This is a genomic window from Acidovorax sp. sif0632 (assembly GCF_019218805.1).
Lineage (GTDB): Bacteria > Pseudomonadota > Gammaproteobacteria > Burkholderiales > Burkholderiaceae_C > Acidovorax > Acidovorax facilis.
The window spans coordinates 285,954-305,834 of sequence record NZ_JAHUWW010000006.1; the positions used below are offsets into that span (position 1 = coordinate 285,954).

Sequence of the window (19,881 nt, forward strand, 5' to 3'; positions counted from 1 at the left end):
TATTTCCGATTGTTCTTTCGCCCATTACAAGGCCACCGAATCATTGCCATGTGCACCAAATGCCTGGTCCTTGAGCCGCGTGAGCTGGTCGCGCACCCGGGCGGCCTGCTCGAACTCCAGATTGCGAGCGTGTTCCAGCATGAGTTTTTCCAGCCGCTTGATCTCGCGCGCCACGTCTTTCTCTGACATGTCCTCCACCTTCGCGCGCTGCAGGGCTTCCTGCTCCAGCCGTTCTGCGTCCTTACCGGCCTTTTCGCTGTAAACCCCGTCAATCAGGTCTCTTACCCGCTTGACAATGCTGCGCGGCGTGATTCCGTGGGCCTCGTTGTGTGCGATCTGCTTGATGCGCCGACGTTCCGTCTCGCCCATGGCTTTTTTCATGGAGTCGGTGATGCGGTCCGCATAGAGGATGGCCCGGCCATTGAGGTTCCGCGCCGCACGGCCGATGGTCTGGATCAGGCTGCGCTCGGCCCGCAGGAAGCCTTCCTTGTCCGCATCCAGGATCGCCACCAGAGACACTTCGGGAATATCCAAGCCTTCGCGCAGCAGGTTGATGCCCACCAGCACGTCAAAGGCGCCCAGGCGCAGGTCGCGGATGATCTCCACCCGCTCCACTGTGTCCACGTCGCTGTGCAGGTAGCGCACCTTCACGCCGTTGTCCGTCAGGTAGTCGGTCAACTGCTCGGCCATGCGCTTGGTCAGTGTAGTAATGAGTACCCGCTCATGCTTTTCGACACGAATGCGTATTTCTTGCAGCACATCATCCACCTGATGGGTGGCGGGACGTACTTCCACCTCGGGGTCCACCAGTCCGGTGGGGCGCACCACCTGGTCGACGATCTGGCCGGAGTGCGTGCGCTCGTAGTCTGCCGGCGTGGCGGTGACAAAGATGACCTGCCGCATACGCTGTTCGAACTCCTCGAATTTGAGCGGTCTGTTGTCCAGCGCCGAGGGCAGGCGAAAGCCATACTCGACCAGCGTGGTCTTGCGCGAGCGGTCGCCGCTGTACATGGCGTTGAGCTGGCCGATCATCTGATGGCTTTCGTCCAGGAACATCAGAGCGTTCTTGGGCATGTAGTCGGTCAGCGTGCTGGGCGGGTCGCCGGGCGCGGCGCCCGACAGGTGGCGCGTGTAGTTCTCGATGCCCTTGCAGTGCCCTACTTCGCTGAGCATCTCCAGGTCAAAGCGCGTGCGCTGCTCCAGCCGCTGCGCCTCCACCAGCTTGCCGTCGGCCAGCAACTGTTTGAGGCGCTCGGCCAGTTCGACCTTGATGGTCTCCACCGCTGCCAGCACCTTGTCGCGTGGAGTGACGTAGTGGCTGCTCGGGTACACCGTGAAGCGCGGAATCTTCTGTTTGACCCGGCCCGTGAGCGGGTCAAACAGCTGCAGGCTCTCGATCTCGTCGTCAAACAGCTCGATGCGCACGGCCAGCTCGGAATGCTCGGCCGGAAACACATCAATGGTGTCGCCCCGCACGCGGAACTTGCCGCGCGAAAAATCAGCCTCATTGCGCTGGTATTGCATGCGTATCAGCTGTGCTATTACGTCGCGCTGGCCCAGCTTGTCACCGGTGCGCAGCGTCATCACCATGCGGTGGTAACTCTCGGGCTCGCCAATGCCGTAGATGGCCGACACCGTGGCCACGATGACTACATCCGTGCGCTCCATGAGGCTCTTGGTGCACGAAAGCCGCATCTGCTCGATGTGCTCGTTGATGGCGCTGTCCTTCTCAATGAACAGGTCGCGCTGCGGCACATACGCCTCGGGCTGGTAGTAGTCGTAGTAGCTCACGAAATACTCCACGGCGTTCTTGGGGAAGAACTCGCGGAACTCGCTGTACAGCTGCGCGGCCAAGGTTTTGTTGGGCGCGAACACGATGGCCGGGCGCCCCATGCGGGCGATCACATTGGCCATGGTGAAGGTCTTTCCAGAGCCCGTCACACCCAGCAGCGTCTGGAAGGTTTCCCCATCGTTCAAACCTTCCACCAGCTTGTTGATGGCCTCGGGCTGGTCGCCGGCCGGTGGGTACGGCTGGAACAGTTCGAAGGGAGAGTTGGGGAAATGGACGAACTCGCCGTCTTGCTTTTCCGTTATGACTTCTGTGAGATCCGGCATAGGTGCGGTCAACGATTGGTAGAGGCAGGCCGTTAAAATCGGCCGAACCCGGCACAGTACACCACGCCCGGATTCTTCGCTACTGACAACCTTTCAAGGATTTTCATGTCTCTGTTCACCGCCGTCGAAATGGCCCCCCGCGACCCCATCCTGGGCCTCAACGAGCAATTCAACGCCGACACCAACCCCAACAAGGTCAACCTGGGCGTCGGCGTTTATTTCGACGACAACGGCAAGCTGCCCCTGCTGCAATGTGTGCAGGCCGCAGAAAAGACCATGATGTCCACCCCCACGGCCCGTGGCTACCTGCCCATCGACGGCATCGTGGCGTACGACAACGCCGTGAAGGCTTTGGTGTTTGGCGCGGACAGCGAACCCGTCACCTCGGGCCGCGTAGCTACCGTGCAAGCGGTGGGTGGCACGGGCGGCCTGAAGATCGGCGCTGACTTCCTCAAGAAACTCAGCCCCAACGCCAAGGTGCTGATCTCCGACCCCAGCTGGGAAAATCACCGCGCACTGTTCACCAACGCCGGTTTTGAAGTCGATACCTACACGTACTACGACGCGGAAAAGCGTGGCGTGAACTTCGAAGGCATGCTCGCCAGCCTGAACGCAGCCGCTGCCGGCACCATCGTTGTGCTGCACGCCTGCTGCCACAACCCCACGGGCTACGACATCACCCCCGAGCAGTGGGACCAAGTGATTGCGGCCGTCAAGGCCAAGGGCCTGACGCCCTTCCTCGACATGGCCTACCAAGGCTTTGGCCACGGCATCGCCGAAGACGGTGCCGTGATCGGCAAGTTCGTGGCTGCAGGCCTCAACTTCTTTGTCTCTACCTCGTTCAGCAAGAGCTTCAGCCTTTACGGTGAGCGCGTGGGCGGCCTGTCCGTGTTGTGCGCCGACAAGGAAGAAGCTTCGCGCGTGCTGAGCCAGCTCAAGATCGTGATCCGCACCAACTACTCCAACCCACCCATCCACGGTGGCGCAGTGGTGGCTGCCGTGCTGAACAACCCTGAGCTGCGCGCGATGTGGGAGAAGGAACTGGGCGAGATGCGCGTGCGCATCAAGGCCATGCGCCAGAAGCTGGTGGACGGTCTCAAGGCTGCGGGTGTGAAGCAAGACATGAGCTTCATCACCACCCAGATCGGCATGTTCAGCTACTCCGGCCTGTCCAAGGACCAGATGGTGCGCCTGCGCAATGAGTTCGGCGTGTACGGTACCGACACCGGCCGCATGTGTGTGGCAGCCCTGAACAGCAAGAACATCGACTACGTCTGCCAGGCCATTGCAAAGGTTGTCTGAGCACGATGAGAAAGCGGCTCTCGCGCGCCGCTTTGTGAGCGAAGCGCTCCAGAACCCGCACAACGCGGCCCTTCTGGAGCGTTTGCCTTTTCTGGGCTTGCCCGACGCCTGGTTGGTGGCGGGTTGCCTGTTCCAGACGGTGTGGAATCTGCACTCCGGCGTGGCGCCCACGGCGAACATCAAAGACTACGACCTGTTCTACTTCGACGGCAACGACTTGTCCGAATCGGCAGAGCAGCAGGTGCAAGCCCAAGTCGCCGCCCTCTTCGCCGACCTACCCATCACCGTGGAAGCCAAGAACCAGGCCCGCGTGCACCTCTGGTACGAACGCTGGTTTGGCTACCCGTATGCGCCACTGCAATCAGCCCGCAACGGGATCGAGCGTTTTCTGGTGCCCTGCACCTGCGTCGGGCTGCAACCTGCTGACAACCTGAGCGTCAACGAGTCCACCCTGTACGCGCCCTACGGGCTGGAAGAACTGTACGCAGGACTGCTCAAACCCAACCCCGCATGCCCGCATCTACCGCTGTTCCAGGCCAAGGCTGAAAGCTATCGAGAACGCTGGCCGTGGCTGACGATCCGGGCCACCGCCTGATCGGCAAAGCCGCCAATTTTTTACGTCTTTTTGATCCCTAGCGCTTGAAGCAAAAGCGCTGGCAGCTATCAAAATAGAAGCAGCCGGCGCTATCCTGCATCACCCCCACAGCACCGACCGCATCGATATCGACGCCGACTGGTAACCCGTATTGAAGAAACGCGGCATCTCGCTGGGCAAAACAGCTCCTGCGGCGTACAGCAGCGGCAGATAGTGCTCGTGCGTGGGGTGCGCCTGCTGGGCCACCGCACCCAGTTTCTGGAAGTCCTGCAGGGCGCCCAACTGGCCCTTCTTGATCTGCTCCTGAACCACGGTGTCGAACTCGGTGGCCCAGTCATACGCTTCGTTGGCGGCCGAGCCACGGCGGGATGCGCGCAGGTTGTGCACGATGTTGCCGCTGCCCACGATGAGCACACCCCGCTCGCGCAGGCCCTTGAGTTGCTGGCCCAGCGCATAGTGCTCCGCCGGGGCACGGCTGTAGTCCATGCTGAGCTGCATCACGGGAATCTCTGCCTTGGGAAACATGGGCTTGAGCACCGACCAGGTGCCGTGGTCCAGACCCCATTCGCCTTCGTCCACGCCCAGTGCCCCGCCGGTAGCGGGCGACTTGAGTTCGCTGGCCAGGCTGCGCGCCACCTGCGGCGCCCCAGGCGCGGGGTAGCGCTGGTCGAACAGCGCCTGCGGAAAGCCGCCGAAGTCGTGGATCGTCTTGGGGTTGGCCATGCCCGTCAGCTGCCAGCCGCCGCGTGTGAGCCAGTGGGCCGACACACACAGGATGAGCTGCGGCTGCACCGCGCGTGCCATCAGTTCCGCGCCCATGGCCTGCCAGCTGCGGCGCCAGGCGTTGTCTTCGATGGCGTTCATGGGGCTGCCATGGCCCACAAACAGCACGGGCATGCGGGGAGAGGGCTTGAGCGCCTGCAATGCAGATGCCGTGGCGGCGCTGCTCAGGGACGTGGTCATGAAAGCTCCCGGAAAGGCGGCCAGGCCCGTGAGGGCGGCCAAAGAGGTTCTGCGTTGCATGGGTCGGGGAGCGTAACAAATTATGTATAACGCGGGGAGTGAGCCCGCGCGCCGCTTGAAGTTCCAGCGCCGCGTTTTCTCCTTCCGTTCAAAACCAAAACACCGAGACAACCCCACACCCATGACAACTGCCCTGCCCCAGCCCCTGCGCAACGTTCGCGTACTGAGCCTCGCGCTCAACCTGCCCGGCCCCGCCGCCCTGATGCGCTGCGCGCGCATGGGGGCCGACTGCACCAAGCTTGAACCCCCGCCCGCCCCGGGCCACCCCAGCGCCGACCCCATGGGCATCTACAGCCCGGCGGCCTATGCCACGCTGCACAGCGGAGTGCGCGTGGTGCATGCCCACCTCAAGACGGCAGAAGGCCAGGCCGCGCTGCACGAAGAACTGACCCGCACCGATGTGCTGATCACCTCGTTTCGCCCCTCGGCGCTCACCAAGCTGGGCCTCTCCTGGGAGGCGCTGCAATCGAAATACCCGCGCCTGTCGCTGGTGCGCATCGTGGGCGCTGCGGCCGAGCGTGCCGAAGAACCCGGCCATGACCTCACCTACCTGGCCGATGCCGGGCTGGTCACCGGCACCGAGATGCCCCCCACCCTGTACGCCGACATGGGCGGCGCCCTGATGGCCAGCGAAGCCGTGCTGCAGGCCCTGCTGGAGCGTGCCCACACCGGCGGCGGCGTGTGCATCGAGGTCGCCCTGGCCGACGCCGCCGCCTGGCTGGCCCAGCCGCGCCACTGGGGCCTGACCACGCCCGACGGCGACGTGGGCGGCCACCACGCGGGCTACCGCATCTACCCCTGCGCCGACGGCCGCGTGGCCGTGGCCGCACTGGAGCCGCACTTTGCCGCCAGCCTGTGCGCTGCTGCAGGCCTGCCCGCCACGGGCGACCCGCAGGTGCTACGCGCCCCTGCCACCCACGCGGCCGTGGCAGCATTCCTGCGCACGCAAACCCGTGCGCAACTCGATGCGCTCGCGGTGGCGCAGGACATTCCGTTGCACACCCTGGTTTGAGAATTCCGTTGACCGATGCAGAAACAAGGCACCGTCATCCGCTGGGACGCTACCCGCGCCTTCGGCTTCATCCGCAGCCCGGACACGTCCGCCGATGTGTTCTTTCATGTGCGGGACTACCGGGGCGCCACCCCGCCGCGCGAAGGGCTCGCCGTGGTGTACGAGGAAATTCATGTCGGCGGAAAAGGACCACGGGCCATGGCAGTGCTGCCTGCGGCCCATCAAGGGGGCGCATCCCCGTCCCGCCCAGCGGCCACATCAACCCCTCAGCGGGGACGACAGAAACCGTCGCAGCGGGCGACCCAATCCCAGCCTCAACGCCGCCGGCGCCCCCCAGAGTCCAGCGGCCCACCCAACCCTGCCAGTCCTGCACTGGTGTTGATGCTGGGCTGGGTGGCGCTGCTGGCATGGGGCTTCTGGGCGGGCCGACTCCCATGGTGGGTGTTGGGGGCGGCCCTGGCCGTCAACCTCCTGACGTTTCTGGTCTATGCCATCGACAAAAGCGCCGCGCAAAACGGCCAGTGGCGCACCAAAGAGAGCCATCTGCACCTGCTGAGCCTGGCAGGCGGCTGGCCGGGTGCTTGGTTTGCGCAGCAATGGCTGCGGCACAAATCCCGCAAGGTGGAGTTTCGCGCCGTCTACTGGGTCACCGTGGTGCTGCATTGCGGGGCGCTCGGGGCCTGGGCGGGCGGGTGGCTGCCATAGCGGCGCCACCAATGCAGTATCAATTTGATAGCTGATAGCGCTTGATACAAAAGCGTCAGGGGCAATTTTTAGTCAAACTTTGCAGCCCATCGCCCGCAACACAGGGGGCTGACGCGCAGATTGCCCGCTGGCCTACACCGTGCGCCACAGCCACGGGTTTCAATCCCAAAGGTCTGAAACACCTCGGGAGAAGCCCATGAAACCCCTCATTCTTGATTCCACCATGACCAACATGGGCGGCGTTTTCTACCCCACCGGCCATGTGTTCGCACTCTTCCCCGACGAAGACTGCGTGCGCCAGGCCGCCACCGCGTTGCAGGCCGCTGGCCACCAGGGCGACACCGCCTACGCCAGCCCCGAAGTCATTCTGCAAGAGATCGTCCGCACCCTGGGCACGGCAGATGCCCCGATGCCCTCGGTGGGCGCCGAGGGCGACATGGTGCGCCGCATTGCCGACCTGGCGGGCACTGGCCACCACGGCATGCTGATCGCCATGGCCGACAAAGACAATACCGACACCCTGGTGGAAGCCATTGCCCCCCAAGGTGCAGTCACCGCCTTCTACTACCGCACCTTCATCATCGAAGACCTGATCTCACAGCCCGCCGGTGACGGCCCGCAATCGGTGGTGGTGGGCACCCACGCAGCAGAAGGCTGAAGCTTGCATTCATCGCGCAGCAGCGGTACCGGCCGGGCTGGCAACGCTGGTTGAAAACGGCAGAAGGAGTTTTGGCCGGGATCCAGCAAATCCCTCCGGGGCGCAAAGGCCCAGTGCTTGCGCCCGGTAAACGCTGCCGCAATACCGTGCCGGGGCATCACCAGCAGGATTTGCCGGTGGAACCCCACGGCCGTGCCCCCCCGCTCCGGCATGCTCCACCACTGGTCGGCATAGCGCGCAGCCGCCAACCCATAGACACCGTGGGCGCAAACACCCTGGCTACCCAATCGCGCGATACCAGCTGGCGGCCATTCCACTCGCCGCCACGCAGGTAGAGCAGCGCCAGGCGCGCCATGTCGCGGGTGCGCATCTGCACGCTAAATTCACCGGTGGAGGTACCTTGTGGATCCGCCTCCCGCGACACATCCCGCAAACCCAACGGGCCAGACAGATGCGTCAGGGCGTAGGCATGGTCAGCGGGGCTTGCGTGCCGATGGTTTGGCCGCCCCGGTCACACGCGGCGGCAAGCCGGTGTGCTGGGTCAGCATGCGGCCCTTTTGGGGCTGCCCTGGCTTGGCAGGCCGGGATGGCAGCACTTTGGCGGCTTCTGCCTTCTGTCCCACGGGCGTCGAGTTCTTGCGCCGCGCACTCTGGTATCCGCCGTCGGTCAGCGGCTGGAAGGTCGGTATCAGGTGGTGCTTGCCGTTGCCGATCAGATCCGCGCGGCCCATGGCCTTGAGCGCCTCGCGCAGCAGCGGCCAATTGTTGGGGTCGTGGTAGCGCAGGAAGGCCTTATGCAGGCGGCGGCGCTTGTCGCCGCGCACGATGTCCACAGCCTCGCTGTCGCGCGTGATCTTGCGCAGCGGGTTCTTGTTGCTGTGGTACATGGCCGTGGCCGTGGCCATGGGGCTGGGGTAGAAGGTCTGCACCTGGTCGGCACGGAAGCCATTCTTTTTCAGCCAAATGGCGAGGTTCATCATGTCCTCGTCGCTGGTGCCCGGGTGCGCGGCAATGAAGTACGGTATCAAGAACTGCTTCTTGCCCGCTTCTTCGCTGAACTTCTCGAACATCTGCTTGAACTTGTCATAGCTGCCGATGCCCGGCTTCATCATCTTGGTCAGCGGCCCCTGCTCGGTGTGCTCGGGCGCGATCTTGAGGTAGCCGCCCACGTGGTGCTGCACCAGCTCCTTCACATACTCGGGGCTTTTCACAGCCAGGTCGTAGCGCAGGCCCGATCCGATGAGGATCTTCTTGATGCCTTTGAGCGCGCGGCCACGGCGGTAGATCTTGATCAGCGGATCGTGGTTGGTGCCCAGGTTGGAGCAGATGCCTGGGTACACGCAACTCGGTTTGCGGCAGGCGGCTTCGATCTCGGGGCTCTTGCAGCCCAGGCGGTACATGTTGGCCGTGGGGCCGCCCAGGTCGCTGATGGTGCCGGTGAAGCCCTTGACCTTGTCGCGGATGTCCTCGATCTCCTGAATGATCGAATCTTCACTTCGGCTCTGGATGATGCGGCCCTCGTGCTCGGTGATCGAGCAGAAGGTGCAGCCACCAAAGCAGCCGCGCATGATGTTGATCGAGAAGCGGATCATCTCCCACGCGGGGATCTTGGTCGCGCCGTCGTGGCTGCCGTTCTCGTCGGCGTAGCTCGGGTGCGGGCCACGGGCGTAAGGCAGGTCGAACACGTAGTCCATCTCCGCCGTGGTGAGCGGGATGGGCGGCGGGTTGATCCACACGTCGCGCGCGGTCACGCCCTCGCCATGCGCCTGCACCAGCGCGCGGGCGTTGCCGGGGTTGGTCTCCAGGTGCAGCACGCGGTTGGCATGGGCATACAGCACGGGGTCGCTTTTGACCTGCTCGTAGCTGGGCAGCCGGATCACGCTTTTGTCGCGTGGTGGCACCTTGAGCTTGGCCTTGAGCGCCGGGTTCGCCACGAACACCATGGGCTGAATGGCGGGGTTGGGCTCGGCAGATTTTGGGTCTTTTTGGCCGCCAGCGCTTGTTCCACCTTCGCTAGTTGCTACGGAATCAGGAGCATCCTCCTTGCTACAGGTACTGCCCTGGGCAGCCGCCTGTTCGCTGGTGGTCATGTAGGGGTTGACGTGCGCCTCGACACGGCCAGGCTCGTCCACGCTGGTGGAGTCGATCTCGAACCAGCCCTTGCCGGTCTCATCATCAGGCCGGCGCACAAACGCCGTGCCGCGCACGTCGGTGATCTGTTCGACCGGCTCGCGTGCGGCGATGCGGTGGGCCACCTCAACCAGCGCACGCTCGGCGTTGCCGTACAGCAGCAGGTCACACTTGGCATCCACCACGATGGAGCGGCGCACCTTGTCGCTCCAGTAGTCGTAGTGCGCAATGCGGCGCAGGCTGCCTTCGATGCCGCCCAGAATGATGGGCACGTCCTTGAACGCCTCGCGGCATCGCTGGCTGTAGACGATGGCGGCGCGGTCCGGGCGCTTGCCGCCGATGTCGCCGGGGGTGTAGGCGTCGTCGCTGCGAATCTTCCGGTCGGCGGTGTACCGGTTGATCATCGAATCCATGTTGCCCGCCGTCACGCCCCAGAACAGGTTGGGCTTGCCCAGCACCTTGAAGGGCTCGGCGCTTTGCCAGTCGGGCTGGGCGATGATGCCTACGCGAAAGCCCTGGGCTTCGAGCGTGCGGCCGATCACGGCCATGCCGAAGCTCGGGTGGTCCACATAGGCATCGCCCGTCACCAGGATGATGTCGCAGCTGTCCCAGCCCAGTTTGTCCATCTCGGCGCGGCTCATCGGCAGGAACGGGGCCGTGCCAAAGCGCTTAGCCCAGTACGGACGGTAGCTGGTCAATGGCTTTGCGGCGCGCGCAAAAAAGGAGACGTCAACGGGGGCGTTCATGCAGAGGAGTTTCGCGACCGGCCCTTGTGCGTCAAGGGCGTCGTGGGGCGCGGCTGTGGTGGTTAACCCGCGATTTTACGGCGGCAAGCCCTTTTTGTCGCTGCTTGCGCGTTGCCCTTGTGCGTTGGAGGTCTTGATGAACATCAGGCATATACTTGCCAAAGTCAATCAATTGCATGACTACGGCATTCATGACCACGACCAGCACTACATCCCAGCCCACCTCCGCAGCCGTGAAAGCAGTGCGGCGTTTCAACCGCTTTTTTACCCGGCGGGTGGGCGTGCTCGACCAGTATCTGGGCAGCGACCTGTCGCTCACCGATGTACGCGTGCTGTACGAACTGGCGCACCGCGAGGCGCCCGTTGCCAGCGAACTGGCGCGCGACCTGGGCCTGGACGGCGGCTACCTGAGCCGCATCCTGCGCCGTTTTGAAGCATCCGGCTGGATCACCCGCAGCGCCAGCGCCAAGGATGCCCGCCAGAGCATGCTCACCCTCACCCCCACGGGGCGCGAGGTGTTCGAGCCGCTGCAACAACGCTCACGCGACGAGGCCGCAGCCCTGCTGACCCCCCTGCCCCCCGCGCGCCAGCAGGAGCTGGTGGACGCCATGGAACGCATCGAAGCCTTGCTGGACCCCGCCAACGCGGCGCCTAAGGCCACGCGCATGGCCGTGCTGCGCGACCCGGTTCCTGGCGATATCGGCTGGGTGGTGCAACAGCACGGCGAGATCTACTGGCGCGAATACGGCTGGGACAGCCGCTTTGAAGCCCTGGTCGCGGATATTGCCGCGCAGTTTGTGCGCAAGTTCCAGCCCGCGTGGGAGCGTTGCTGGGTGGCCGAGCTGGACGGCGAACGCGTGGGCGCTGTGTTTGTGGTGCGCAAGTCGGCCACCACGGCCCAGCTGCGCATGCTGATCTTGTCACCCAAGGCGCGCGGGCTGGGTCTGGGCGCGCGCCTGGCTGACGAGTGCATCGCCTTTGCGCGGGCCAAGGGCTACAAAAAGATGGTGCTGTGGACCAACAGCTGCCTGGCTGCTGCGCGGGGCATTTATGCCAAACGCGGATTCAAGCTGGTCAAGTCAGAGCCGTACGAAGGTTTTGGCCAGCAGCTGGTGGGGGAGACGTGGGAGCTCAAGCTGTAACATCGCCTGCTTGGCACCACGTCGACAACTACCCAGAGAAGAACGCATGCAACGCGCCGCCTGGCCTCCATTGATGTACTGAACGCCCGCAGCGTGAGCCTCCACTGCGCCTTTGGCACAGACGGTGGCAACCGCTGCCCTTGCTGGCCCCCTGCCCGGGCCAGCGCTTTGCTTTTTTCGTCTATTTCGAGTGCTCCGTTGCCATGACGGAGCTCGGAAGACGAAAGGCGGCAGTTCTCATCCTGGATACCGACATGCAACTTCTCGACACACTGGTGGCGCGCGCCATCCCTTGGGTGCCCCGCGCACTGATCCGCAAAATTTCTCGCCGCTACATCGCAGGCGACACCCTCGCCGAAGCCCTCGTGCGCGTGCAACAGCTCAACGCGCAAGGCTTCTCCGTGACGCTCGACGTACTGGGCGAAACCATCTCGACCCTGCAGCAGGCGCAGGCCACTGCCAACATCTACATCGAAGTGCTCCACGCCGTCCACGCCCAGGGATTGCAGGCCAACATTTCGATCAAGCCTTCCGCACTCGGACTGCTGCTGGATGCGCAGCAGTGCGAACAACTCATCCTGAGCATTCTCGACACCGCAGAGCACCACCGGAACTCCGTTTGCCTGGATATGGAGGACACCCGCTGTACCCAAAAGGAAATCGAATTGTTCGGACGCTTGCGGGAAGGCTTTGACAACGTCGGCCTGGCACTACAGGCGTATCTACTGCGCACCTACCAGGACATTGAGCCGCTCTTGCGCGAAGCCAGCACCTTGCGCATGTGCAAAGGCATATACGTGGAGGATCGCTCGCACCTCGTGCACGAGGCCTGGAACGACCGCAGCGCCATCAACGAACACTTCCTGAAGCATGTTGAGCGTTGTTTCGAAGCAGGTAGCTTCGTCGGCATTGCCACGCACGATGCTGCATTGATCGCGCGCATCGTCGAACGGGCGCGCCGCGATGACATCGATCGAAGCCAATTTGAATTTCAGATGCTGCTGGGCGTGTGCGAACCCCTGCGCGACAAACTGCGGGACATGGGCTTCAACGTGCGCATCTATGTGCCCTTTGGCAAGGACTGGTATGGCTACAGCACACGGAGGCTGAAGGAGTCTCCCCGAATCGCAGGGCATATCGCCAAAGCGCTGATCGGGCTCTGAAAACACCCCATAAAAAAATGGTCCCTCAGGACCATTTTTTTTGTGACGCGGTGGCAATACCACCACCGGCAGCAGGCGAGACAGCTACCACTCCCCCACTTCGCGCACCCGCTGGGCCAAGTCCGGGATCGCATCGTCCTCCACAACGGGTGCTGCCTGCACTGGGGCCATGACCGCCTCCGCCACACTTGGCTGCGCGCGCTGGGGCATCAACCGACCAAAAACGTGGCTGGCGAGGGTTTCATGCAGGGGAGCGGTAAATGGTGCGGCAAACATGGCAGTTCCTTTTCTGATGGCCTGAGTGCTTTCAAGTCGGTAGCAGCAGGTTAGGCCACAGCAACAAGCCTCAAGTGTAGGAACGAGCGCCTTTTGCAGGTGTGACAGAACGCACAAACAACACGGTTTTGTCACGAAGGGCGCGCTTATCGCGACAAACGGCACGGTGCACGCCACAAATCGGCCGAATCCGCCACGCCGTAAACTCTTCGCCCCATGTCACAGACCCTGGCTGCGCCCGCGCACAGCGAAATCATCATCAAGAAAAGCCGCTTCATCGGCTGTGTGCAACCCATGGCCGACCGTGCCAGTGCGCAGGCGGCGGTGGATGCCCTGTGGAAGCAGCACCCCGGCGCCGCCCACATCTGCTGGGCGCTGCTGGCGGGCGGCCAGTCGGCGGCGGTGGACGATGGCGAGCCTGGTGGCACGGCAGGCCGCCCCATGCTCGACGTGCTGCGCCACCAGGACCTGGAAGGCGTGCTGGCCACCGTGGTGCGCTACTTTGGCGGCGTCAAGCTGGGCGCAGGCGGACTGGTGCGAGCCTACACCGACGCCATTGCCCAGGCCCTGCTGACTGCGCCCAAGGTCACGCTGCAACGCATGAAAACCCTGCAGTGCCATGTGCCCTATGCGCTGGAGGGGCTGCTGCGCCGCGAGATCGAGGCCGCGGGTGCGGAGCTGATCAACGTGCAGCACGGCACGCTCGTCACCCTGCAGTTGCGCTTGCCCGAGGCCCAGGCCGCCGCCTTTGTGCTGCGCATCAACAACAGCGGCCAAGGCCGCGTGGGCTGGACCGAGCCCGACGCCTGAGCTGGGAGTGTGGGCTGTAGAGGGAGCATCGGCTGCAACCCGCGATAAACCGGTATCGCGCGTTTCGCTTCGATGCCTTCTGCCGCCCCCCCACCTAGGGGCAGCCCAGCCGGACCTGGCGCCGACTCGGAACAAATGCCTTTACGCCTACAAGCGCTGTAGCGGCAGGCCGCCACACTCAGAGCTTTACCGGGCTGCTAAGGAGACGCTATGAGCCAACCGCTCGACACCATCATCATCGGCGCAGGTACCGCCGGTCTGGCCGCCCTGCGCGAAGTGCGCAAGCGCACGGAACGCTACCTCATCGTCAACGAAGGCCCCTGGGGCACCACCTGCGCCCGCGTGGGCTGCATGCCCTCCAAGGCACTGATCGAGGCGGCCAACGCCTTCCACCGCCGCCATACGTTTGAAGAATTCGGCCTGCGGGGCGCCAGCGCACTGACCGCCGACCTGCCCGCCGTGCTGCAGCGCGTGCGCGATCTGCGCGACGACTTTGTGGCCGGCGCCCTCAAAGCCACCAGCGAACTGGGCAGCGCCCAGATGTCGGGGCGTGCCACCCTGCTGGGCCCCCACTCGGTGGACATTGACGGCACCGCCTACGCTACGCGCAGCATCATCATCGCCACCGGGTCACGCCCCAGCGTGCCGGAAGAATGGCTCGCGTTTGGCGACCGCATGCTCACCACCGACACCTTGTTCGAGCAAAGCACCCTCGGCCCCCGCATTGCCGTGGTTGGCATGGGCCCCATTGGGGTGGAGATTTCGCAAGCCCTTGCGCGGCTGGGTTTGCAGGTGGCCGCATTCACCACGGGCGATACGCTGGCGGGTCTGAGCGACCCCGTGCTCAACGCCGAACTGACAGCGCTGCTCAAGCAGGAAATGGTGCTGCACATGGGGGCCGAAGCGCAGCTGCGTGAAGTACCCGGCGGCATTGAAGTCACCAGTGGCAACAACCGCGTGGTGGTGGACCAGGTCATCGCGGCCATGGGCCGGGTACCCAACATCCAGTACCTGGGCCTGGAGACGCTGGGGGTGCCCCTGGACCCGCGCGGCATGCCCACCGTCAATCCACAAACCCAGCAAATAGGCGATTTGCCCGTGTTTCTGGCCGGAGACGCCAACACCCATGCCCCCCTGTTGCACGAGGCCGCCGACGAAGGCCACATTGCGGGCATGAACGCGCTGGCTGACACCCCCACACGCTTTCAGCGCCGCACCCCGCTGGGCATCGTGTTCTGCGACCCCAACATCGCCACCGTGGGCCAGCGCTTTGCCGACATGGACCCCGCCCACACCGTCACCGGCACAGCCAGCTTTGACAACCAGGGCCGCGCCCGCACCGCGCAGCAAAACCACGGGCGCATCTGCATCCACGCCGACCAGGCCACCGGCCGCCTGCTGGGCGCTGAAATGTGCGCCCCACAAGGCGAACATATGGCCCACCTGCTCGCGCTGGCCATTCAGCAAAAACTCACCGTGCACGATCTGCTGGGTATGCCGTTCTACCACCCTACGCTGGAAGAAGGCTTGCGCACCGCGCTGCGGGATACAGCACGGCAATTGCCCCAGGGGCGCGAGTCTGATTTGGCGACGTGCACGGCCATTGGGGTGGCGGCGTTGGAGTAGGAGCCTTAGAGCCTGTTTACGATCTCCCAGGAGTCGCGCAGCGGTCTTTGCGGGATGGTATGCAAGGCGCGGTGCGCAGCCAATAGCTCGGCTATTGGCAAGCGCCGCAACGCCGCAGACCGCCCGCAAAGACCGCTGCCCGAAGGGTTGGAGCGAAATCGGGCGATTGAACGCCTCGGCTGCTTGCATGGGCATGAGCCCACGCGGCGCACCCGAAGCATCCACTCATCCCGATTGCGCTCCAACGCGACCCCTGGGAGATCGTAAACAGGCTCTTAAGGATGACCTGCACAACTCCCTGCGGTCTGTGATAGCGCGGTCTCGGGCGGGCCACTGCGTTGCTTTTCTTGCCAATAGCGCGGCTATTGGCAAGAAAAGACGCCTTGTGCCCCATCCCGATCCGCACTACGACCGCCTCGCGAGGGTTATGCAGGTCATCCTTAACAGGGCAGAGATGTAACACCCCTCAAGCTCACTTCCCAAATTACCGATATCTACCCATTACCCCAAGGAACCACCATGGACGTCGCCCTCACCAACAGCATCGTCAACACCGCCACCGCGCTGGCCAGTGCCAAGACGTCGGACGCGCTGAACATGGTGGTCTTGAAGAAGGCGCTGGACATGCAGGCCGTGTCGGCCGCCACGATGCTGGACGCCATGCAGCAGTCCATGCCCCAGCCTGCGCTGGCAACGTCTGGCACGCTGGGCACCCAGGTCAACACGTTCGCCTGAGCCGCTCGGCCACCCAAATCAAGGGGCGCGGAACTACCTCAGCCGCGCAGGCGACAGCCCTGCCACATCCACCTTCTCGCGCACCAGCTCCTCGGCCAGCGGCTCGCCGCGCAACAACTGCCGGGCCAACAACGAGGCACCCGCCGCGCTCTGGATGCCATACCCGCCCTGCCCGGCCAGCCAGAAGAAGCCGGGTACATGGTTGTCCCAGCCAATCACCATGTCGCCATCGGGCACGAACGAGCGCAGGCCCGCCCAAGTGTGGGAGGGGCGGCGGATCTGGAAGGTGGTTTTTTCCTCGATGTGATAAATCCCCGTGGCCACGTCCAGCTCTTCGGGCACCACGTCGTGCGGGTGCGTAGGGTCCGCGTTGGCGGGCGAGCCCAGCAGCTGGCCCGCATCGGGCTTGAAGTAAAAACTCTCGTCGATGCCGATCACCGCAGGCCAGTGCGTAGCATCCATGCCCTCGGGCACGGCAAAGGTGAAGGCGGTGCGGCGGCGCGGCTCCAGGCCAATGGGCGGCACGCCTGCCAGGCCCGCTACCACGTCAGCCCAGGCGCCTGCGGCGTTCACAATGGTTTTGGCCTGCAGCACCCGGCCATCGGCCAGGGTCACCTTCCAGCTATCGCCAACGCGCTGCAGGGCCGTGACCTCGGCATTCGTCAGCACCTGGCCGCCGCGCTGGCGCAGGCCACGCAGGTAGCCCTGGTGCAGCGCGTGCACATCAATGTCGGCCGCCTCGGGCTCGCTCATGCCTGCGGCCACGGCTTCGGGCTTCAGGCACGGCAGCTGGGCCAGCAGTGCGGCCTGCTCCACCCATTCCACGTTGGGCGAGATCGCATGGGCTTCTGCATAGGCCTGTTTCAGCATATCGAGCTGGTCCGGCCCGGCCACGTAGACCACGCCACGGGGCGTGAGGATGGGGTCTGACCCGAACTCCGGCGGCGGCGCGTCGTAAAAAGCGCGGCTCGCCCGCGTCAGCGCCTGGATGTTCGGTGTGCCGTAGGTAGCCATGTACAGCGCGGCCGAACGCCCGGTGGTGTGGTAACCGGGCTGCGATTCGCGCTCCAGCAGCAGCACGCTGGCGCCCTCCCCACCGGCTTTTTCCTGTACCAACTGCCAAGCCACCGAGGCACCTGCAATGCCCGCGCCAATAACGATGGTGTCCGCTGATTGCATGGTTTTGTCTCCTGGCTCGAATTACACCGCAGACACTTGCGCCACCGAGGTGGCACGGTCATCACGCGGCAGGCTGCGCGCATCACGCGGATCGGGCGAGCCGGTCACGATGGAGGTCAGCGCGGGCGCGGCGTTTGTTTGCATCAGCTTGGCGATGTCAGGCCGTGGTCGGGCCAGCCCGGCGATGCCCTTGAATACCTGCTCCAGCGCATGGCCCACGCCCAGCGTGTGGCGGTCGGCGCGAAAGCGCCCCACGATCTGCAGACCAAACGGCATCCCCACGTCATCCAGCCCACACGGCAAACTGAGCGCTGGGTGCGTGGTCAACGTGGTCACATAGGTCAGCGCCAGCCATCGGTAGTAGTTGGCTTGCGGCTCGCCGTTGATGTGGCTGGCGAACAGCTGCGTCCACGCAAAAGGCGACACGGGCGTGGTGGGCGCCAGGATCACGTCGTACTGCTCATACAACTTCTGGAACCGCGCCAGGATGCGCGTCTGCTCGGCCTGCGCCCACGCGCTGTCCAGCAGGGTCATGGCGGCGCCCATCTCGTAGTTGGCACGAGTGTTGGGCCCCAGGCTGGCGGGGTCTCGCTCATAGGCCTCGCGCGTGCTGGCCACAAAGGCCTCGGCGCGCAGCACGTCAAAACAGCGGTGCACGTCGCCCAGGTCGATGTCGATGGCGTCGCAGCTGGCAAACAGGTGCTTCATGGCCTGCACCTTCTGGCGGAACACCGTGCGGATGCCGTTGTCCACAGCGCAGGCGCCGAAGTCTTCGGTGTAGGCCACACGCAAGCGGCTCAGGTCCACCGTTTCGGGCAGCAAGAAGCTCATGGGGTCCAGCGGGTAGCTCAGCGGGTCGCCCGCCGACATGCCCGCCGTGGCAGCCAGTTGCAGGCAGGCTTCTTCCACTGTGCGGCCCATGGGGCCGACCACCGAAATGGGGGTCCAGCCCAGCAGCTTGCGCGAGCTGGGCACAACACCCGGCGATGGCCGAAAGCCCACCACCCCGCAAATGGACGCCGGTATGCGCAGCGACCCCCCCGTGTCCGACCCCGTGCACACCGGCAGCATGTCGCACGCCAGCGCAGCGGCCGAGCCGCCCGACGAGCCCCCTGCGTTCAGATTGGGGTTGAACGGATTGCCCGTGGCGCCCCACACCGTGTTGCGCGAATTCGCGCCCGCACCCATCTCGGGGATATTGGTCTTGCCCGCCACGATGGCGCCCGCCGCACGCAGCCGCGCCACCAGCACGTTGTCCTCCGCCGGTATGTTGCTGCGGTAGATCTCCGAGCCGTAGGTGGTCAGCAGCCCGGCCGTGGCTTCGAGGTCTTTCACGCCCAGCGGCAGGCCATGCAGCAGGCCTAGGGGCTCGCCGCGCAGCACCGCCTGCTCGGCGGCCTTGGCCTCGGTGCGGGCGCGGTCGTAGCAGGTGGCGGTGATGGCGTTCACATGCGGGTTGACGGCCTCGATGCGTTCAATACAGGCATCCAGCAGTTCCACCGGAGAAATTTCGCGCGTACCGATGCGGTGGCGCAGCTCGTTGGCGGTCAGCTCGACCAGGGTGCTGTGTGAAGTCGTCATATCGAATGTGTCTCCTCTTTTTCTCGGCCTTTTGGGGGCTGATCAGTCTGCCGTGATGGCCGCACGCTGCGCAACGGCACGCATCAGAGGCAATTCCTTGTCGATCAACTCGCTCACCGCCTTGGCAGAAGCATAGGTGGGTTCAAACCCCACGGCGATCAGTTTGTCGCGGGTTTCGGGGTCTGCCACCACCTGCGCCAGCGTCAGCTCCAGCCGCGCCTTGACGGCGGGCGGCAAGCCGCGTGGGGCCACCATGGCCAGCCAGGTGTCCATCTCCACGCCGGGGTAGCCGCTTTCGGCCAGCGTGGGCACCTTGGGTAGCAAGGCCGAGCGTTTACCGGCCGTCACCGCGATGGCCTTGATCTTGCCGTCTTTCAGCTGCGGCAGCGCAGCCGACACGGTATCGACCGTGAACGGGATCTGCCCGCCCATCAGGTCCACCATGGCGGGCGAACTGCCTTTGTAGGGCACATGCTGGATCTTGAGCCCCGCCGCGTGGAAGAACATCTCGCCCGCAAACTGCGACGTGGTGCCGGCACCATACGAGCCATACGAATACTTGTCGGGCCCCGCCTTCACCATGGCCACAAACTGCTTCACGTCGCTGACCGGCACGTCCTTGTTGGCCAGCAGGATCAGGCTGGTGCGCCCTGCGATGCCGATGGGCTCAAAGCTCTTGACGGGGTCGTACGGCAGCTTGGCGCGCACGGCGGGGTTCACGGTAAAGGTGGTGCCCGAACTCATCAGCAGCGTGTAGCCGTCCGGCGCGGCCTTGGCTACGTAGGCTGCGCCAATGGTGGTGCCCGCCCCTGCGCGGTTGTCGATCACCACGCTCTGGCCCAGCTTGTCGCCCAGCTTCTTGCCGATCAGACGGCCCAGCACGTCGGTGGCGCCACCGGGCGGGAACGGAATCACCAGCGTGATCGGTTTGGTAGGGAACGTAGCCTCTTGCGCCACGGCAGGGCCCCATGCAGCGGCCCCCAGGGCACAAATGACAGCGGACGACAAAAGCAGTTGCTTGCGGTTCATAGGGGTGCTCTCAAAAGGTGGCAAAGGTTGAGGAATAGAGAATTCGACGAATCG

At 64.4% G+C, this 19,881-nt stretch carries 17 protein-coding genes; 10 read left to right on the top strand and 7 right to left on the bottom strand.

The features are described from left to right. Positions 1-24: 24 nt before the first annotated feature. Positions 25-2,115 (bottom strand): excinuclease ABC subunit UvrB, encoded by a 2,091-nt coding sequence (uvrB, locus tag KW832_RS19380; RefSeq protein WP_121506484.1) that lies wholly within the window; start codon positions 2,113-2,115, stop codon positions 25-27. Between the two features lie 105 nt (positions 2,116-2,220). Here uvrB and KW832_RS19385 point away from each other — a divergent pair, with 105 nt between their 5' ends. Both KW832_RS19385 and KW832_RS19390 read left to right on the top strand, forming a co-directional pair. Continuing rightward, positions 2,221-3,417 (top strand): amino acid aminotransferase, encoded by a 1,197-nt coding sequence (locus KW832_RS19385; protein WP_218301024.1) that lies wholly within the window; start codon positions 2,221-2,223, stop codon positions 3,415-3,417. Continuing rightward, the gene (locus tag KW832_RS19390) at positions 3,410-4,012 is read left to right on the top strand and encodes a nucleotidyltransferase family protein (protein ID WP_218301023.1); all 603 of its coding nucleotides are present in this window, start codon (positions 3,410-3,412) and stop codon (positions 4,010-4,012) included. The genes KW832_RS19385 and KW832_RS19390 overlap by 8 nt, the downstream gene beginning before the upstream one ends. A 99-nt stretch (positions 4,013-4,111) precedes the next feature. On the opposite strand, the gene ygiD is transcribed toward KW832_RS19390, so the two are convergent. After that, complete coding sequence (gene ygiD, locus KW832_RS19395; protein WP_218301196.1) at positions 4,112-5,017, bottom strand: 4,5-DOPA dioxygenase extradiol; 906 nt, start codon at positions 5,015-5,017, stop codon at positions 4,112-4,114. Between the two features lie 139 nt (positions 5,018-5,156). On the opposite strand from ygiD, the gene KW832_RS19400 reads away from it, so the two are divergent. The 3 genes from KW832_RS19400 to KW832_RS19410 all read left to right on the top strand — a co-directional run bounded on the left by KW832_RS19400 (position 5,157) and on the right by KW832_RS19410 (position 7,410). Then, positions 5,157-6,047 (top strand): CoA transferase, encoded by an 891-nt coding sequence (locus KW832_RS19400; RefSeq protein WP_218301022.1) that lies wholly within the window; start codon positions 5,157-5,159, stop codon positions 6,045-6,047. Between the two features lie 15 nt (positions 6,048-6,062). Further along, the gene (locus KW832_RS19405) at positions 6,063-6,752 is read left to right on the top strand and encodes a cold shock and DUF1294 domain-containing protein (RefSeq protein ID WP_218301021.1); all 690 of its coding nucleotides are present in this window, start codon (positions 6,063-6,065) and stop codon (positions 6,750-6,752) included. 196 nt (positions 6,753-6,948) lie between these two features. Continuing rightward, positions 6,949-7,410, top strand: a complete 462-nt coding sequence (locus KW832_RS19410) for a hypothetical protein (protein ID WP_121420036.1) — start codon at positions 6,949-6,951, stop codon at positions 7,408-7,410. 473 nt (positions 7,411-7,883) lie between these two features. Here the strand turns inward: KW832_RS19410 and KW832_RS19415 are convergent, their stop codons facing one another. Beyond that, positions 7,884-10,286 carry a YgiQ family radical SAM protein gene (locus tag KW832_RS19415; protein WP_218301020.1) on the bottom strand — a complete coding sequence of 801 codons (2,403 nt, stop codon included), beginning with the start codon at positions 10,284-10,286 and terminating at the stop codon, positions 7,884-7,886. 176 nt (positions 10,287-10,462) lie between these two features. Between KW832_RS19415 and KW832_RS19420 the strand changes: the two genes are divergently transcribed. After that, positions 10,463-11,428, top strand: coding sequence for a helix-turn-helix domain-containing GNAT family N-acetyltransferase (locus tag KW832_RS19420; protein WP_255577844.1), 966 nt, complete (start codon positions 10,463-10,465; stop codon positions 11,426-11,428). Positions 11,429-11,631: 203 nt separating this feature from the next. Beyond that, a complete protein-coding gene (locus tag KW832_RS19425) occupies positions 11,632-12,591 on the top strand; it encodes a proline dehydrogenase family protein (RefSeq protein ID WP_370628742.1) in 960 nt (319 codons plus the stop codon). Between the two features lie 84 nt (positions 12,592-12,675). Here the strand turns inward: KW832_RS19425 and KW832_RS19430 are convergent, their stop codons facing one another. After that, a complete protein-coding gene (locus tag KW832_RS19430; RefSeq protein ID WP_218301018.1) occupies positions 12,676-12,867 on the bottom strand; it encodes a hypothetical protein in 192 nt (63 codons plus the stop codon). A gap of 216 nt (positions 12,868-13,083) precedes the next feature. Between KW832_RS19430 and KW832_RS19435 the strand changes: the two genes are divergently transcribed. The 3 genes from KW832_RS19435 to KW832_RS19445 all read left to right on the top strand — a co-directional run bounded on the left by KW832_RS19435 (position 13,084) and on the right by KW832_RS19445 (position 16,038). After that, a complete protein-coding gene (locus tag KW832_RS19435; protein ID WP_218301017.1) occupies positions 13,084-13,677 on the top strand; it encodes a YigZ family protein in 594 nt (197 codons plus the stop codon). Positions 13,678-13,887: 210 nt separating this feature from the next. Beyond that, a complete protein-coding gene (locus tag KW832_RS19440) occupies positions 13,888-15,303 on the top strand; it encodes a dihydrolipoyl dehydrogenase (protein ID WP_218301016.1) in 1,416 nt (471 codons plus the stop codon). A 519-nt stretch (positions 15,304-15,822) separates the two neighbouring features. Then, entirely contained in the window at positions 15,823-16,038 is a 216-nt protein-coding gene (locus KW832_RS19445) for a putative motility protein (RefSeq protein ID WP_121420030.1), read from the top strand. A 33-nt stretch (positions 16,039-16,071) separates the two neighbouring features. Here KW832_RS19445 and KW832_RS19450 read toward each other — a convergent pair whose 3' ends face one another. Genes KW832_RS19450 through KW832_RS19460 form a run of 3 tightly spaced genes read right to left on the bottom strand, consistent with a single transcriptional unit; the run spans position 16,072 to position 19,827 of the window. Beyond that, positions 16,072-17,217, bottom strand: a complete 1,146-nt coding sequence (locus KW832_RS19450) for an FAD-binding oxidoreductase (RefSeq protein ID WP_218301015.1) — start codon at positions 17,215-17,217, stop codon at positions 16,072-16,074. A 21-nt stretch (positions 17,218-17,238) separates the two neighbouring features. Further along, a complete protein-coding gene (locus KW832_RS19455) occupies positions 17,239-18,798 on the bottom strand; it encodes an amidase (RefSeq protein WP_218301014.1) in 1,560 nt (519 codons plus the stop codon). Positions 18,799-18,840: 42 nt separating this feature from the next. Beyond that, the gene (locus KW832_RS19460; protein WP_055394731.1) at positions 18,841-19,827 is read right to left on the bottom strand and encodes a tripartite tricarboxylate transporter substrate binding protein; all 987 of its coding nucleotides are present in this window, start codon (positions 19,825-19,827) and stop codon (positions 18,841-18,843) included. Positions 19,828-19,881: the final 54 nt, after the last annotated feature.

Coding starts and splice junctions, on each gene's coding strand:
- uvrB (WP_121506484.1), bottom strand. CDS start 2,115: ATGCCGGATCTCACAGAAGTCATAACGGAAAAGCAAGACGGCGAGTTC.
- KW832_RS19385 (WP_218301024.1), top strand. CDS start 2,221: ATGTCTCTGTTCACCGCCGTCGAAATGGCCCCCCGCGACCCCATCCTG.
- KW832_RS19400 (WP_218301022.1), top strand. CDS start 5,157: ATGACAACTGCCCTGCCCCAGCCCCTGCGCAACGTTCGCGTACTGAGC.
- KW832_RS19405 (WP_218301021.1), top strand. CDS start 6,063: ATGCAGAAACAAGGCACCGTCATCCGCTGGGACGCTACCCGCGCCTTC.
- KW832_RS19410 (WP_121420036.1), top strand. CDS start 6,949: ATGAAACCCCTCATTCTTGATTCCACCATGACCAACATGGGCGGCGTT.
- KW832_RS19415 (WP_218301020.1), bottom strand. CDS start 10,286: ATGAACGCCCCCGTTGACGTCTCCTTTTTTGCGCGCGCCGCAAAGCCA.
- KW832_RS19420 (WP_255577844.1), top strand. CDS start 10,463: ATGACTACGGCATTCATGACCACGACCAGCACTACATCCCAGCCCACC.
- KW832_RS19425 (WP_370628742.1), top strand. CDS start 11,632: ATGACGGAGCTCGGAAGACGAAAGGCGGCAGTTCTCATCCTGGATACC.
- KW832_RS19430 (WP_218301018.1), bottom strand. CDS start 12,867: ATGTTTGCCGCACCATTTACCGCTCCCCTGCATGAAACCCTCGCCAGC.
- KW832_RS19435 (WP_218301017.1), top strand. CDS start 13,084: ATGTCACAGACCCTGGCTGCGCCCGCGCACAGCGAAATCATCATCAAG.
- KW832_RS19440 (WP_218301016.1), top strand. CDS start 13,888: ATGAGCCAACCGCTCGACACCATCATCATCGGCGCAGGTACCGCCGGT.
- KW832_RS19445 (WP_121420030.1), top strand. CDS start 15,823: ATGGACGTCGCCCTCACCAACAGCATCGTCAACACCGCCACCGCGCTG.
- KW832_RS19450 (WP_218301015.1), bottom strand. CDS start 17,217: ATGCAATCAGCGGACACCATCGTTATTGGCGCGGGCATTGCAGGTGCC.
- KW832_RS19455 (WP_218301014.1), bottom strand. CDS start 18,798: ATGACGACTTCACACAGCACCCTGGTCGAGCTGACCGCCAACGAGCTG.
- KW832_RS19460 (WP_055394731.1), bottom strand. CDS start 19,827: ATGAACCGCAAGCAACTGCTTTTGTCGTCCGCTGTCATTTGTGCCCTG.